The sequence below is a fragment of the Streptomyces sp. NPDC001868 genome (assembly GCF_040297125.1).
In the GTDB taxonomy this organism is placed as follows: Bacteria; Actinomycetota; Actinomycetes; order Streptomycetales; family Streptomycetaceae; genus Streptomyces.
Genome location: NZ_JBEOYO010000054.1, coordinates 1 through 12900 on the forward strand (window position 1 = coordinate 1; position 12900 = coordinate 12900).

At 69.5% G+C, this 12900-nt stretch carries 17 protein-coding genes and 1 tRNA gene; 6 read left to right on the forward strand and 12 right to left on the reverse strand.

Annotated features, from left to right (window positions below):
• Positions 1 to 49 precede the first annotated feature (49 nt).
• Both ABT147_RS38285 and ABT147_RS38290 read right to left on the reverse strand, forming a co-directional pair.
• Positions 50 to 391: a GroES family chaperonin gene (locus ABT147_RS38285; RefSeq protein WP_033525031.1), complete on the reverse strand. Its 342-nt coding sequence runs from the start codon at positions 389 to 391 to the stop codon at positions 50 to 52.
• A gap of 49 nt (positions 392 to 440) precedes the next feature.
• On the reverse strand, positions 441 to 788 hold the full coding sequence (locus ABT147_RS38290) for a DUF3618 domain-containing protein (protein WP_351415171.1): 348 nt from the start codon (positions 786 to 788) through the stop codon (positions 441 to 443).
• Between the two features lie 105 nt (positions 789 to 893).
• Here ABT147_RS38290 and bcp point away from each other — a divergent pair, with 105 nt between their 5' ends.
• The gene (gene bcp / locus ABT147_RS38295; protein ID WP_351415173.1) at positions 894 to 1361 is read left to right on the forward strand and encodes a thioredoxin-dependent thiol peroxidase; all 468 of its coding nucleotides are present in this window, start codon (positions 894 to 896) and stop codon (positions 1359 to 1361) included.
• Between the two features lie 39 nt (positions 1362 to 1400).
• A tRNA-Leu gene (locus tag ABT147_RS38300) sits at positions 1401 to 1487 on the forward strand.
• Between the two features lie 20 nt (positions 1488 to 1507).
• On the opposite strand, the gene rdgB is transcribed toward ABT147_RS38300, so the two are convergent.
• The 4 genes from rdgB to ABT147_RS38320 form a co-directional block, all read right to left on the reverse strand.
• Positions 1508 to 2110: an RdgB/HAM1 family non-canonical purine NTP pyrophosphatase gene (gene rdgB / locus ABT147_RS38305; protein WP_351415175.1), complete on the reverse strand. Its 603-nt coding sequence runs from the start codon at positions 2108 to 2110 to the stop codon at positions 1508 to 1510.
• A gap of 78 nt (positions 2111 to 2188) precedes the next feature.
• The gene (locus ABT147_RS38310; RefSeq protein ID WP_351415178.1) at positions 2189 to 2587 is read right to left on the reverse strand and encodes a hypothetical protein; all 399 of its coding nucleotides are present in this window, start codon (positions 2585 to 2587) and stop codon (positions 2189 to 2191) included.
• Between the two features lie 173 nt (positions 2588 to 2760).
• On the reverse strand, positions 2761 to 3498 hold the full coding sequence (gene rph, locus ABT147_RS38315) for a ribonuclease PH (RefSeq protein WP_351415180.1): 738 nt from the start codon (positions 3496 to 3498) through the stop codon (positions 2761 to 2763).
• Between the two features lie 87 nt (positions 3499 to 3585).
• Positions 3586 to 3819, reverse strand: a complete 234-nt coding sequence (locus ABT147_RS38320) for a PTS sugar transporter subunit IIB (protein WP_351415182.1) — start codon at positions 3817 to 3819, stop codon at positions 3586 to 3588.
• A gap of 184 nt (positions 3820 to 4003) precedes the next feature.
• Here ABT147_RS38320 and ABT147_RS38325 point away from each other — a divergent pair, with 184 nt between their 5' ends.
• The 3 genes from ABT147_RS38325 to ABT147_RS38335 all read left to right on the forward strand — a co-directional run bounded on the left by ABT147_RS38325 (position 4004) and on the right by ABT147_RS38335 (position 7616).
• The gene (locus ABT147_RS38325; protein ID WP_351415185.1) at positions 4004 to 5275 is read left to right on the forward strand and encodes a PTS transporter subunit EIIC; all 1272 of its coding nucleotides are present in this window, start codon (positions 4004 to 4006) and stop codon (positions 5273 to 5275) included.
• 151 nt (positions 5276 to 5426) lie between these two features.
• A complete protein-coding gene (locus ABT147_RS38330) occupies positions 5427 to 6080 on the forward strand; it encodes a DUF2087 domain-containing protein (protein WP_351415187.1) in 654 nt (217 codons plus the stop codon).
• 285 nt (positions 6081 to 6365) lie between these two features.
• Entirely contained in the window at positions 6366 to 7616 is a 1251-nt protein-coding gene (locus ABT147_RS38335) for a PTS transporter subunit EIIC (protein ID WP_351415190.1), read from the forward strand.
• Between the two features lie 75 nt (positions 7617 to 7691).
• On the opposite strand, the gene ABT147_RS38340 is transcribed toward ABT147_RS38335, so the two are convergent.
• Positions 7692 to 8444 (reverse strand): MBL fold metallo-hydrolase, encoded by a 753-nt coding sequence (locus tag ABT147_RS38340; RefSeq protein ID WP_351415192.1) that lies wholly within the window; start codon positions 8442 to 8444, stop codon positions 7692 to 7694.
• Positions 8445 to 8782: 338 nt separating this feature from the next.
• On the opposite strand from ABT147_RS38340, the gene ABT147_RS38345 reads away from it, so the two are divergent.
• On the forward strand, positions 8783 to 9262 hold the full coding sequence (locus ABT147_RS38345) for a type II toxin-antitoxin system PemK/MazF family toxin (protein ID WP_351415194.1): 480 nt from the start codon (positions 8783 to 8785) through the stop codon (positions 9260 to 9262).
• A 295-nt stretch (positions 9263 to 9557) separates the two neighbouring features.
• On the opposite strand, the gene ABT147_RS38350 is transcribed toward ABT147_RS38345, so the two are convergent.
• The 5 genes from ABT147_RS38350 to ABT147_RS38370 all read right to left on the reverse strand — a co-directional run bounded on the left by ABT147_RS38350 (position 9558) and on the right by ABT147_RS38370 (position 12842).
• The gene (locus ABT147_RS38350) at positions 9558 to 10508 is read right to left on the reverse strand and encodes a PLP-dependent cysteine synthase family protein (RefSeq protein WP_351415197.1); all 951 of its coding nucleotides are present in this window, start codon (positions 10506 to 10508) and stop codon (positions 9558 to 9560) included.
• A gap of 6 nt (positions 10509 to 10514) precedes the next feature.
• Entirely contained in the window at positions 10515 to 10793 is a 279-nt protein-coding gene (locus tag ABT147_RS38355) for a MoaD/ThiS family protein (RefSeq protein ID WP_351415199.1), read from the reverse strand.
• Between the two features lie 113 nt (positions 10794 to 10906).
• Complete coding sequence (locus tag ABT147_RS38360; protein ID WP_309474684.1) at positions 10907 to 11002, reverse strand: putative leader peptide; 96 nt, start codon at positions 11000 to 11002, stop codon at positions 10907 to 10909.
• A gap of 249 nt (positions 11003 to 11251) precedes the next feature.
• Positions 11252 to 12301, reverse strand: a complete 1050-nt coding sequence (locus ABT147_RS38365; RefSeq protein WP_351415202.1) for a LacI family DNA-binding transcriptional regulator — start codon at positions 12299 to 12301, stop codon at positions 11252 to 11254.
• A gap of 118 nt (positions 12302 to 12419) precedes the next feature.
• Positions 12420 to 12842, reverse strand: coding sequence for a M67 family metallopeptidase (locus tag ABT147_RS38370; RefSeq protein WP_351415204.1), 423 nt, complete (start codon positions 12840 to 12842; stop codon positions 12420 to 12422).
• Positions 12843 to 12900 lie beyond the last annotated feature (58 nt).

Below are 12900 nucleotides of genomic sequence, written 5' to 3' on the forward strand. Positions count from 1 at the left end.
GGCTGGTGACCATGGTCACCAGCCCCCACCGCCTTACGCAGCCTGCGAATCAGAGATACAGGCCCGTGGAGTCCTCCGACCCCTCGAACCGGTCCGCCGCCACGGCGTGCAGATCGCGCTCACGCATCAGGACGTACGCCACGCCCCGGACCTCGACCTCGGCACGGTCCTCGGGGTCGTAGAGGACCCGGTCGCCGGGCTCGACGGTCCGGACGTTCTGGCCGACCGCGACGACCTCGGCCCAGGCGAGACGCCGGCCGACGGCCGCCGTCGCGGGGATCAGGATGCCGCCACCGGAACGCCGCTCGCCCTCGGCGGTGTCCTGCCGCACGAGCACACGGTCGTGCAGCATCCGGATGGGCAACTTGTCGTGCTGGGTCTTCTCGCTCACACCCCGAACCTACCGTCCTCGTCCCGGTCCCCGCCCCTCGCCGTCCCTGTCAGGCCCGACGACGCCGGGTGCCGAGGGCGAGGAGCCCTACGACACCGACGACACCGACGACCACGAGGGCGACGGGCACGATGCGCTCGACCCGGGGCGCCCCGTCCTCGTCGACGAACTGGCCCCTGACATCGCTGACCACACGGTTGACCGAGACGTACGCCTTGCCGAGGGTGTGGTCGATGTTGGAGACGACCTTGGCCCTGGCGTCACCGACGATGGTCTTCGGATGCACACGGACGCCGATCTCGTCGAGCGTCTCGGCGAGGGTGTCGCGGCGGCGCTTGATGTCCGCCTCGATCTCGGCCGGGCTTCTGGTGTCCGAGCTGTCCGAGGTATCCGCCACCGCGCTGCCTCCCGTTGTCGGTTGTCGGTGCAATCTCTTGCTTTCGGACAGTCTGTCAGCTCCACCCGGCACCGCGTCGTCAGGGCCCGCCATTACGCTGGACCGATGAGCGAGCGACTCCAGCCCGGTGACGTGGCCCCCGCCTTCACCCTCCCGGACGCCGACGGCAACGAGGTGTCCCTGTCCGACCACAAGGGCCGCAAGGTCATCGTCTACTTCTACCCGGCCGCCCTGACCCCCGGCTGCACCAAGCAGGCCTGCGACTTCACCGACAACCTGGAGCTCCTCGCGGACGCCGGGTACGACGTCATCGGCATCTCCCCCGACAAGCCCGAGAAACTCGCCAAGTTCCGCGAGAAGGAGTCCCTGAAGGTCACCCTTCTCGGCGACCCCGACAAGACGGTCCTGGACGCCTACGCCGCGTTCGGCGAGAAGAAGAACTACGGCAAGACCTACATGGGCGTCATCCGCTCCACGATCGTCGTCGACGAGGAGGGCAAGGTCGAACACGCCCTCTACAACGTCCGCGCGACAGGCCACGTGGCGAAGATCATCAAGGATTTGGGGATCTAGCGCCGCTGCCCGGCCAGTAACATGGCCGGGCAGCAGCGAGCGGCCGTGGTGGAATTGGCAGTCACGCTGGGTTTAGGTCCCAGTGGGGTAACACCCGTGAGGGTTCGAGTCCCTCCGGCCGCACCAGTACGTCTTCTGCGTCCTCCTCAGCCCAACAGCTCCCGCAACACCGGCACCAGCCCCCGGAACGCCTTGCCGCGGTGGCTGATCGCGTTCTTCTCCTCGGCGGTCAGCTCGGCGCAGGTCCGGGTGTCGCCGTCGGGCTGGAGGATGGGGTCGTAGCCGAAGCCGTTCGTGCCGGTGGGGGTGTGGCGGAGGACCCCCCTCAGCCGCCCCTCGACCACCCGTTCCGTGCCGTCCGGCAGGGCGAGGGCGGCGGCGCAGTTGAAGTGGGCGCCCCGGTGTTCGTCGGCGATGTCGCCGAGCTGGGCCAACAGCAGCTCCAGGTTGGCCTTGTCGTCGCCGTGGCGGCCGGCCCAGCGGGCGGAGAAGATGCCGGGGGCGCCGTTCAGGACGTCCACGCAGAGGCCGGAGTCGTCGGCGATGGCCGGGAAGCCGGTGGCCCGGGCGAGGGCGTGGGCCTTGAGCAGGGCATTCTCGGCGAAGGTGACGCCGGTTTCCTTGACGTCGGGGATGTCCGGGTAGGCGTCCGCGCCGACGAGTTCATGGGCGAGGCCCGCGTCGGCGAGGATGGCCTTCAGCTCGGTGAGCTTGCCGGCGTTGCGGGTGGCGAGGATCAGGCGGGTCATGCCCACCAGTATCGCGATCCCCGCCCACCCGGTCCGCATGGGTGACGACAGTTACGGCAGATAAGACAGACAAGACGGTTACGACGTGCAGACCTTCGTCAGTTCGCCCGCCGCGTCCGTGATGCCGCTGATGTCGGGGGTCGCGTCCCCGTTCTCCACGGCCGTACGGGTGTCGGTGACGGCCTTCTGGAGGGAGTCGACGGCCTTGTTGACATCGGCGTTGTCCGTCTTGTCGCCGATCTCGTCGAGGTTCTTGTCGATGGAGTTCAGGGACTCCTCCAGCTGCGTCGGGTCGTCCGCCGCGTTCTGCACGGCCTGCTGGAGATCGCCCACGCTCTGGGCGATGGCGTCGGCGGTCTGGACGCAGTCCAGGGCCTTGTTCACGGCGTCGCAGCCGGTGGTGAGCCCGGCCGTGAGGGCGACGGCAGCTACGGCTCCGGCGATGGCGGTCATACGACGTCGGCGGCTCGCGGCCATGGAACGGTCCTCCTGATGGACTGGTTGCAGGCCTGACGGCCCCCTGTGGTGGTGCATGAACGGCTACTGCGGTGTGGCCGGGCGCACGGTGGTGTGCCGTGCGCCCGTATGGGCAAGGACGCGGGCGGGGCCGCCGTGGTTGCCACCGACAGGCCTCGCTCTTGGTGCGCCCTTTACTTTTCGAGGACCGTATCAAGTGCCTTGCGCTGGAGGGCGGCCAGTTCGTCGCAGCCGGAAACCGCCAGGTCCAGCAGCGAGTTGAGTTCCTCGCGGGCGAACGGCTCGGCCTCGGCGGTGCCCTGGACCTCGACGAAGCGGCCGTCGCCGGTGCAGACGACGTTCATGTCGGTGTCGGCCTTCACGTCCTCCTCGTAGCGGAGGTCGAGGAGGGGGACGCCGCCGACGATGCCGACGGAGACCGCGGACACCGTGCCCGTGAGGGGCTGGCGGCCGGCCTTGATCAGCTTCCGGCCCTGGGCCCAGGCGACGGCGTCGGCCAGCGCCACATAGGCGCCGGTGATGGCCGCCGTACGCGTGCCGCCGTCGGCCTGGAGGACGTCGCAGTCGAGGACGATCGTGTTCTCGCCGAGCGCCTTGTAGTCGATGACGGCGCGCAGGGAACGGCCGATGAGGCGGGAGATCTCGTGGGTGCGGCCGCCGATCTTGCCGCGTACGGACTCGCGGTCGCCGCGCGTGTTGGTGGCGCGGGGAAGCATGGAGTACTCGGCGGTGACCCAGCCCTCGCCGCTGCCCTTGCGCCAGCGGGGGACGCCTTCGGTGACGGAGGCGGTGCAGAAGACCTTCGTGTCGCCGAAGGAGACGAGGACGGAGCCCTCGGCGTGCTTGCTCCACCCGCGTTCGATGGTGATGGGGCGGAGCTGTTCGGGCGTGCGGCCGTCGATTCGAGACATGGCGCTGAGCCTAGCGGCACATACGGAGGGGGCTCCTCCCCCGGCGGTCCGGGGGAAAGGAACCCTGTCCGTGAGCGCGCGCGGGGCTCACATCATGTCTTCGATCTCCGCGGCGATGGGGTCGGCGTCCGTGCCGATGACGACCTGGATCGCGGTGCCCATCTTGACGACGCCGTGGGCGCCGGCGGCCTTCAGGGCGGCCTCGTCCACGAGGGAGGCGTCATGGACCTCGGTGCGCAGGCGCGTGATGCAGCCCTCGACCTCTTCGATGTTGTCGAGGCCGCCGAGCCCGGCGACGATCTTCTCAGCCTTGGTGGCCATGCCCACTCTCCCTGTTTTCCCTGATCCGAGCCGCTTCGCCGCGGCAACCCACAGTTGGCCCAGCTTCGCGAGCGCTCATGTCGTCCGTACCGAAGGATGACGTTCACGACAGCGGAACCGTGTGCGGGACAGCTTGCCGGACTGTCCCGCAACTGGTCTACACCACCGGACGAACGGTCGCCAAATGAACGCGAGCACCACACTCCGGAGCGGACATCTGTTCCAGGGCATGCAGAAGATGGGCCGCAGTCTCCAGCTACCCATCGCCGTGCTGCCGGCCGCGGGCATCCTCAACCGCCTGGGCCAGCCGGACATGTTCGGCGACGAGGGCCTCGGGTGGACGGACGTCGCCAAGGTGATGGACGGTGCGGGCGGCGCGCTGCTCAACGGTGAGCTGGGGCTGCCGCTGCTGTTCTGCGTGGGCGTGGCGATCGGCATGGCACGGAAATCGGACGGTACGACGGCGCTGGCGGCGGTCGCCGGGTTCCTCGTCTACTACAGCGTGCTGCACGAGTTCCCCAAGGACTGCGCGGCCGGTTCACAGGCCGTCGACACGGGGTGCCAGACACCGGAGGGGACGGTGGCGGCGTTCTCGTACCAGAATCCGGGGGTCTTCGGCGGGATCGTGATCGGGCTGCTCACCGCGTACCTCTGGCAGCGCTATCACCGTACGAAGCTGGTGGACTGGCTCGGGTTCTTCAACGGGCGGCGGCTGGTGCCGATCATCATGTCGTTCGTGGCGATCGCGTTCGCCGCGCTCTGTCTGTGGATCTGGCCGCCGATCGGTGACGCGCTGGAGAGCTTCAGCGACTGGCTGAGCGATCTGGGCTCCTGGGGCGCGGGAGTGTTCGGGGTCGCGAACCGGGCGCTGCTCGTCATCGGGCTGCACCAGTTCCTGAACGTGCCCATCTGGTTCCAGTTCGGCAGCTACACCAAGCCGGACGGGGAGGTCGTGCACGGCGACATCAACATGTTCCTCGCCGGGGACCCGAGCGCGGGACAGTTCACCTCCGGGTTCTTCCCGATCATGATGTTCGCGCTGCCGGCCGCCGCGCTCGCGATCACGCACTGCGCGAAGCCGAGCCGTCGCAAGGAGGTCGGCGGGCTGATGACGTCGGTGGCGCTGACGTCGTTCGTCACGGGGATCACCGAACCCATCGAATACTCGTTCCTGTTCATCGCGCCCGCGCTGTACGCGGTGCACGCGCTGTTGACGGGGGTGTCGATGGCGGTGACCTGGGGCCTCGGGGTGCACGACGGCTTCAGCTTCTCCGCCGGGCTCATCGACTACGTCATCAACTGGAACCTGGCGACGAAGCCATGGCTGATCATTCCGATCGGGTTGTGCTTCGCGGTCGTGTACTACGCGATCTTCCGGTTCGCGATCACGAAGTTCGATCTGAAGACGCCGGGCCGGGAGCCGGAGGACGAGGTGGAGGACATGACGAAGCCTTAGCCCGGCGACGGCCGGGTGCCGACCGGCCGGAACACGTCCGGGGCGCCGAATTCGGTTGCCCCGGCCTCCGGTGGGCGCGGTAGTCGTAGAGGCCGGTCGCGCCGCACACACGGCGCGACGATTCCCTGCGCCGAACCGGAAGTCGACACCCATGAACACGGCCCGCCCCGAATCCGACACCGCCCACCAGACCGCCCCGCCGACCGACCACCCGACCGCCCCGCCGGCTGACCACCGGACCGACCACCCGGCGGCCCCCGCCACCACCGACCGTCTCCCCGCCGCCGAGGATCCGCCTCCGTCCTGCCGCGATCTGGTCGGCGTCCTCGCCCAGACCGACCGGCGGGACGCCTTCGCGGCGCTCGCGCTCGGCGCGACCTCCCTGGATCAGGTGGCGGAGCGGACGGGACTGCGCCCGTCGGCCGCGGCCGTCGCGCTCCGCAAGCTCGTCGACGGACGGATCGCCGCGTACGACGCCGACGCCCGCGCCTACCGCCTCCTCGACGACACCTTCCGGCTGGCCGTCCGGGCGGAGGTACGGATCTCCGGGCGGGGCGGCGGTGACGGCGCGGGGGCGTACTTCCGCAAAGGCCGGCTGACCTCGATCCCCGGCCGGGCGGAGGTCCGCGGCCGGGTGCTCGCCGTCGTGGCCGACTCCTTCGAGGCCGGGGTCACCTACTCCGAGGCCAAGGTCAACGCGCTCTGCGGTGAGTGGCTGGACGACTGGGTGACCCTGCGCCGGGCCCTCGTCGACGAGGGGCTGCTCCGCCGGGACGAGTCGGGCACGCGGTACGTACGGGTGTGACAGCTGCCGTACGGGGGTGACAACTGCCGTACGGGCGTTCCGACTTCGCATCGCACACGCCGGCCGGGACACCTCGGGGCCGCCCCCGAACACCCTCCGAAGGCCCTACGCAGGCCCTCCGAACGATCATCGGACGTTCGCGGAACGCTCACCGGGTGCTCACCGGGCGCTCCGCGAGTCGTCCGGAATCCGGGTAGGAATCGAGGGTTCCTGATCCCTTCCCCATCTGCTACAACAGGTCTACACCACTGAGTGGTGTAGACCACCACCCGATGGAGGAAGTCTATGAGCACCGCCACCGCGCCAACGGCGGCCCCCGCGAAGAAGTGGGGATCCGGTCTTTTCCAGGGCCTTCAGAAGATCGGCCGCAGTCTGCAGCTGCCCATCGCCGTGCTGCCGGCGGCGGGCATCCTGCTCCGTCTCGGCCAGGCCGACGTCCAGGAGAAGCTGAACCTGCCCGACAAGGTCACGGCGGTCTTCGCCACGGCCGGTGGCGCGATCTTCGACAACCTGCCGATGCTGTTCTGTATCGGCGTCGCGATCGGCTTCGCCAAGAAGTCCGACGGCTCCACCGCCCTGGCCGCACTGGTCGGGTTCCTGGTCTACAGCAATGTCCTGAAGGCCTTCCCGGTGACGGAGGCCAAGGTCCAGGCGGGCGCGGACATAGCCGCGACCTACAACAACCCGGGTGTCCTCGGCGGCATCATCATGGGTCTGCTGTCCGCCGTGCTGTGGCAGCGCTACCACCGCAAGAAGCTGGTGGACTGGCTCGGCTTCTTCAACGGCCGCCGGCTCGTCCCGATCATCATGGCCTTCGTCGGCACCGCCATGGGCGTCCTCTTCGGTCTGGTCTGGGAACCGATCGGTGAGGTCATCTCCGACGCCGGCGAGTGGATCACCGGTCTGGGCTCGGTGGGCGCGGGTCTGTTCGGCCTGATCAACCGTGCGCTGATCCCGATCGGCATGCACCAGTTCGTCAACACCGTCTCCTGGTTCCAGATCGGTGACTTCACCGACGCCACGGGTGCCGTGGTCCACGGTGACCTGAACCGCTTCTTCGCGGGTGACCCGACCGCCGGTCAGTTCATGTCGGGCTTCTTCCCGATCATGATGTTCGGTCTGCCGGCCGCCGCGATCGCGATCGCCCACTCCGCTCGCCCGGAGCGCCGCAAGGCCGTGATGGGCATGATGATCTCGCTCGCGCTGACCTCCTTCGTGACCGGTGTGACCGAGCCGATCGAGTTCTCGTTCATGTTCATCGCCCCGCTGCTGTACGTGATCCACGCGGTGCTCACGGCCCTCTCCATGGCGATCACCTGGGCGCTCGGTGTCCATGCGGGCTTCACCTTCTCCGCAGGCGCCATCGACTACGGCCTCAACTGGAACCTGGCCACCAAGCCCTGGTTGATCATCCCGATCGGCCTGGTCTTCGCCGCGATCTACTACGCCGTCTTCCGCTTCGCCATCACCAAGTTCAATCTCCCCACCCCGGGCCGCGAACCCGAGGAGGAGGTCGAGGACCTCACGAAGGCGTGAGATCCGACCGCCGTACGGCATGACGAAGGCCCCGGGACCGGGAAGGTTCCGGGGCCTTCGTGTCCGTGGGAGGGCTCAGATCTCGTACGACATCCTCGGCACCGCCAGCTCCACCGGGCCGTCGTACACCGCGCGGGCGTCGACGAGGTTGACCTGCGGGTCGGTCCACGGCGGGACGTGGGTGAGGACGAGACGCCGGGCACCCGCCCGGGCGGCCGTCTCACCGGCCTCACGGCCGTTGAGGTGGAGATCCGGGATGTTCTCCTTGCCGTGCGTGAAGGCGGCCTCGCACAGGAACAGGTCGGCGTCGCGGGCCAGTTCGTCCAGGGTGGGGGTGACGCCGGTGTCCCCGGAGTACGTCAGGACCCGGCCGCCGTGCTCGATACGGATGCCGTACGCCTCGACGGGGTGGGCGACCCGTTCCGTGTGGATGGTGAAGGGGCCGATCTCGAACGTGCTCGGCTTGACCGTGTGGAAGTCGAAGACCTCGCTCATGGAGGAGGCGGACGGGGTGTCGGCGTAGGCCGTGGTCAGACGCTGCTCGGTGCCCTCCGGGCCGTAGACCGGAATGGGGTCGCAGCGGCCGCCGTCGTGGCGGTAGTACCGTGCGACGAAGTACGCGCACATGTCGATGCAGTGGTCGGCGTGCAGATGGCTGAGGAAGATCGCGTCGAGGTCGTAGAGACCGCAGTGGCGCTGCAGCTCGCCGAGGGCACCGTTGCCCATGTCGAGGAGCAGCCGGAAGCCGTCGGCCTCTACGAGGTAGCTCGAACAGGCCGATTCCGCGGACGGGAACGACCCCGAGCAGCCGACGACGGTGAGCTTCATAGGAGCTGTAACCTCCGCGCTGGCGTGAAGTCGTGACAGTCGTGTCATGTCAGTCGTGACGTGCAGACGGGTTGCGGATCGCAGATTGCAGTTAGCGGGGTTGCGAAGGACGGACGTGGGTGCGGCAGGAGTGGTGCGGTCCGTTGAGCGTAAGGCGCAAAAGGGTGGGTCGCTCCTCCGCCAGGGGCCGTTGTGGGCGAACTCACCTGTGGTGTCACCGGTTCGGCTGGTGGTAGGGCCGTCGAGGCGCGCTCGGGCCGGGGTGAGGTGGTGCCGAAGAGCGCGGGAGCGTGCGAGGGGGCGGGCGTGGGGTGGTGTGCGCCGGTACCGTCGGGGCTATGGACACGTCCTGGTGGTTGGCCCTCGGTGGGGTGGTGTTGCTGGCGCTGGTCGCGACGGTCGTCGACGGGTGGGGGCGGTCACGGCGCCCGCCGCGGCGGCGGTCCGGGCGGCCGGGTGGGCGGACTCGGCCGCCGGGGCGTCCCGAGCGGGCGCGGGGGCCTGTGCCTCGGCCTCGGCCCGCCGAGATCTGGTGGGCGAGTGTGCCCTTCGAGGACGGGCCCGGGGGTAAGGATCGGCCCTGTCTCGTCCTGGCCGTGCGGGGGGATCGGGCGCGGGTCGCCAAGATCACCAGTCGGTACCGTGATGAGCGGGCCGGGGTGATTCCGTTGCCGCCGGGCACGGTCGGGGACAGTCGGGGGCGGCCCAGTTTTCTGGAGACGGGTGAGTTGCGGGAGGTACCGGTCCGTGACTTCCGCCGCAAGGCGGGTGTGGCCGACCCGATCCTGTGGGACCAGGTCCGCCATCTGTCGAACTGACGGGACCTTTTTCCGCCCCCGCCGCCCCTACCCGTCCCTCCCCCACTCTCGGCTTCGCTCGAGCGGGAGGTGCCCCCATCCAGGGGCTGCGCCCCTTCGACCCCCTTCGCGCTCCGCGCGGGGTGGGTGGGTGAGTGCGGGTTCGGTGGGGGCTGGTCGCGCAGTTCCCCGCGCCCCTGAAAAAAGCGGGCTGCGCCCTGCTTTTTTCACGGCCCGCAGGGCCGTGTCTTTCAGGGGCGCGGGGAACTGCGCGAGAAGCCCCACCGGCGCGCACCCGACAACGCGCCGCCTCCCCCTACGCCCAGAGCTGTCCCTGCAACGTCTCGATGGCCTCTTCCGTCGTCGCCGCCGTGTAGACGCCCGTCGACAGGTACTTCCAGCCGCCGTCGGCGACGACGAAGACGATGTCGGCCGGCTCGCCGGACTTGACGGCCTTGTTGCCGACCCCGATGGCCGCGTGCAGCGCGGCCCCCGTGGAGACCCCCGCGAAGATCCCCTCCTGCTGGAGCAGTTCCCTCGTACGGGTCACCGCGTCGGCGGAGCCGACGGAGAAACGGGTGGTCAGGACGGACGCGTCGTACAGCTCGGGGACGAAGCCCTCGTCGAGGTTGCGCAGACCGTAGACGAGGTCGTCGTAACGGGGCTCCGCCGCGACGATCTTGACGTCCGGCTTCTGCTCGCGCAGGAAGCGGCCCACGCCCATCAGGGTGCCGGTGGTGCCGAGGCCGGCCACGAAGTGGGTGATGGAGGGGAGGTCCGCCAGGATCTCCGGACCGGTCGTCGCGTAGTGGGCCCCCGCGTTGTCCGGGTTCCCGTACTGGTAGAGCATCACCCACTCGGGGTTCTCGGCGGACAGCTCCTTGGCGACGCGTACGGCCGTGTTGGAGCCGCCGGCCGCCGGGGACGGGATGATCTCGGCGCCCCACATGCCGAGCAGGTCACGCCGCTCCTGGGAGGTGTTCTCGGGCATGACGCAGACCATGCGGTAGCCCTTGAGCTTGGCCGCCATGGCGAGGGAGATGCCCGTGTTGCCCGAGGTGGGCTCCAGGATCGTGCAGCCGGGCGTCAGACGGCCGTCCTTCTCCGCCTGTTCGATCATGTGCAGGGCGGGCCGGTCCTTGACCGAACCCGTCGGATTGCGGTCCTCCAGCTTCGCCCAGATACGGACGTCTGCGGACGGCGACAGCCGCGGCAGGCACACCAGAGGGGTGTTGCCCACCGCGGCCAGCGGGGAGTCGTAGCGCATGGGTGATCAGGCCATGCCGCCGGCCACCGCCGGCAGGATCGTCACGTTGTCGCCGTCGGACAGCTTGGTGTTGATGCCGTCCAGGAAGCGGACGTCCTCGTCGTTCAGGTACACGTTGACGAAGCGGCGCAGTTCACCGCCGTCCACGATGCGGGCGTGGATGCCCGTGTGGCGGCTCTCCAGGTCGGTGAACAGGTCGGCGAGGGTGGCACCGGCTCCCTCCACCGCCTTCTGACCGTCGGTGTACTGGCGGAGGATGGTGGGGATGCGGACCTCGATGGCCATGGTGTGCGGCTCCTGTCGGGAGTGGTCTGGTCGGTGGGCGCGCGGCAGCGCGGAGTGCGTGGTCACACAGGGTGGCGCCGCGGCTCACGGCCGTACGGCGGCAGGGATCGGCGTCAACAGATGGCGCTGGCAAGCCTGCACAGGTCGACGTGCAGCCGCGCCACGAGCAGTGCGCCCGGCGTCTTCTCGCTCACGTCGTCAAGAACCATGCGCTCATCGTATCGATTCCCGGTCCGGGTCCCGGAAGCCGATCCCACATGCCGGACGAATCCGGGCCGAAGACTGAGACCACGCACTTCAGCCCCACCGGCACGAGCCACCCGAACGACCGACAGACCAGCCCGACGCGGGCCGGTCACGTGCCGGCCCGGCGCGGTCCCGCGACCTGGCACAGGACGGTCAGGCACGAACGCCCGGCGCCCGTGGTCGTCCGCCCGGCGCCGGTGGTCGCCGGTCCGTCACGCCGAGTCCCGTACGACCAGCCGTGTCGGTGTGACCACCGAGGACTGTGGGCCGGGGCCCGGCGCGTCGTCCGTGTGGGTGAAGAGGAGGCGGGCCATCAGGCGGCCCATGCCCTCGATGTCCTGGTGGACGGTGGTCAGTGGCGGGTCGGTGTGTTCGGCGATGGGGGCGAGGTCGTCGAAGCCGACGACGGCCACGTCGTCCGGTACCCGGCGCCCCCGCTCGCGCAGCACCTGGAGCGCGCCGGAGGCCATGAGGTCGGAGGCGACGAAGACGGCGTCGAGGTCGGGGCGGCGGTCGAGGAGCGCGGCCATGGCGTCGACGCCGCCCTGCCGGGTGTAGTCGGAGTGTTCGACCAGCAGGGGCGAGGCGTCCGGGAGGACGTCCCGGTAGCCGTCGAGGCGGTCGAGGGCGGAGGCCTCCCGGTCGACCGGGCCGGTGATCGTCGCGACGCGTTCCCGGCCCAGGGAGACCAGATGGCGGACGGCCTCGCGGGCGCCGCCCCGGTTGTCGGCGTCGACGTACACCCGGTCGTGCGCGGGCTCGCCCTCGCGGATCATCGGCCGGCCGCCGAAGACGGCGGGCAGGCCGAGCCGGTCGATCATGCCGGGCAGCGGGTCGTCGGCGCGCAGCGAGAACAGCAGGGCGCCGTCGACATGGCCGCCGCCCAGGAAGTCGCCGACGCGCGGGTACTCCTCGGGCTCCTCCAGGAAGAGCAGGACGGGCTGTGCCCCGTGGGCGACCAGCTCCTTGCGGATGCCCCGGAGGTGCAGGTCGAAGAAGGGGTCGATGAAGAGCCGGTTCTGCGGCTGGCTCGCGACGACGGCGATGGCGTTGTTGCGGCGGGTGACCAGCTGGCGGGCGGCGGAGTTCGGCACGTAGCCCAGTTCGGCGATGACCTCCCTGACCCGTTCGACGACCTCCGCGCGCACCTTGTCCTCGCCGTTGATCACCCGCGACACGGTGGACTTGGAAACCCCCGAGCCGCGTGCCACGTCGTCGAGCGTGGGGCGCCGGGCGGGCAGTCGTCGCGTCTGTTGAGTCAACACCGTCTCCGTCGCGGGCAGTTGTGTGCGTGCGCGTGCGTGCGTACGAACACCGTAGCCGCGAATCCCGCTCGCCGTCGGTTCGGTACTCACCGGCGGTTCAGTACGCGTCATCGGTTCAGTACGCGTCGACGATCGCCACCTCCTCCTCGGTCACCACACCCTCGACGATCTTGAAGGAGCGGAACTGGAACTCGCCGAGTCCGTCGGTGTCGGCGGTGGAGACGAGGACGTAGTGGGCGCCCGGCTCGTTGGCGTAGGAGATGTCGGTGCGGGAGGGGCGGGCCTCGGTGGCGGTGTGGGAGTGGTAGATGACCACCGGCTCCTCGTCGCGGTCGTCCATCTCGCGGTAGAGCTTGAGCAGGTCGCCCGAGTCGAACTCGTAGAACGTGGGCGACATGGCCGCGTTCAGCATCGGGATGAACCGCTCGGGCCGGTCCGTGCCCGCCGGTCCCGCGACGACGCCGCACGCCTCGTCGGGGTGGTCCTTGCGCGCGTGGGCGACGATCTGGTCGACGAGGGCCTGGGTGATGGTCAGCATGCCGGCAAGGATAAGCAGAAGGGCTGTTCCGTACCGGGGGGTGGTACGGAACAGCCCA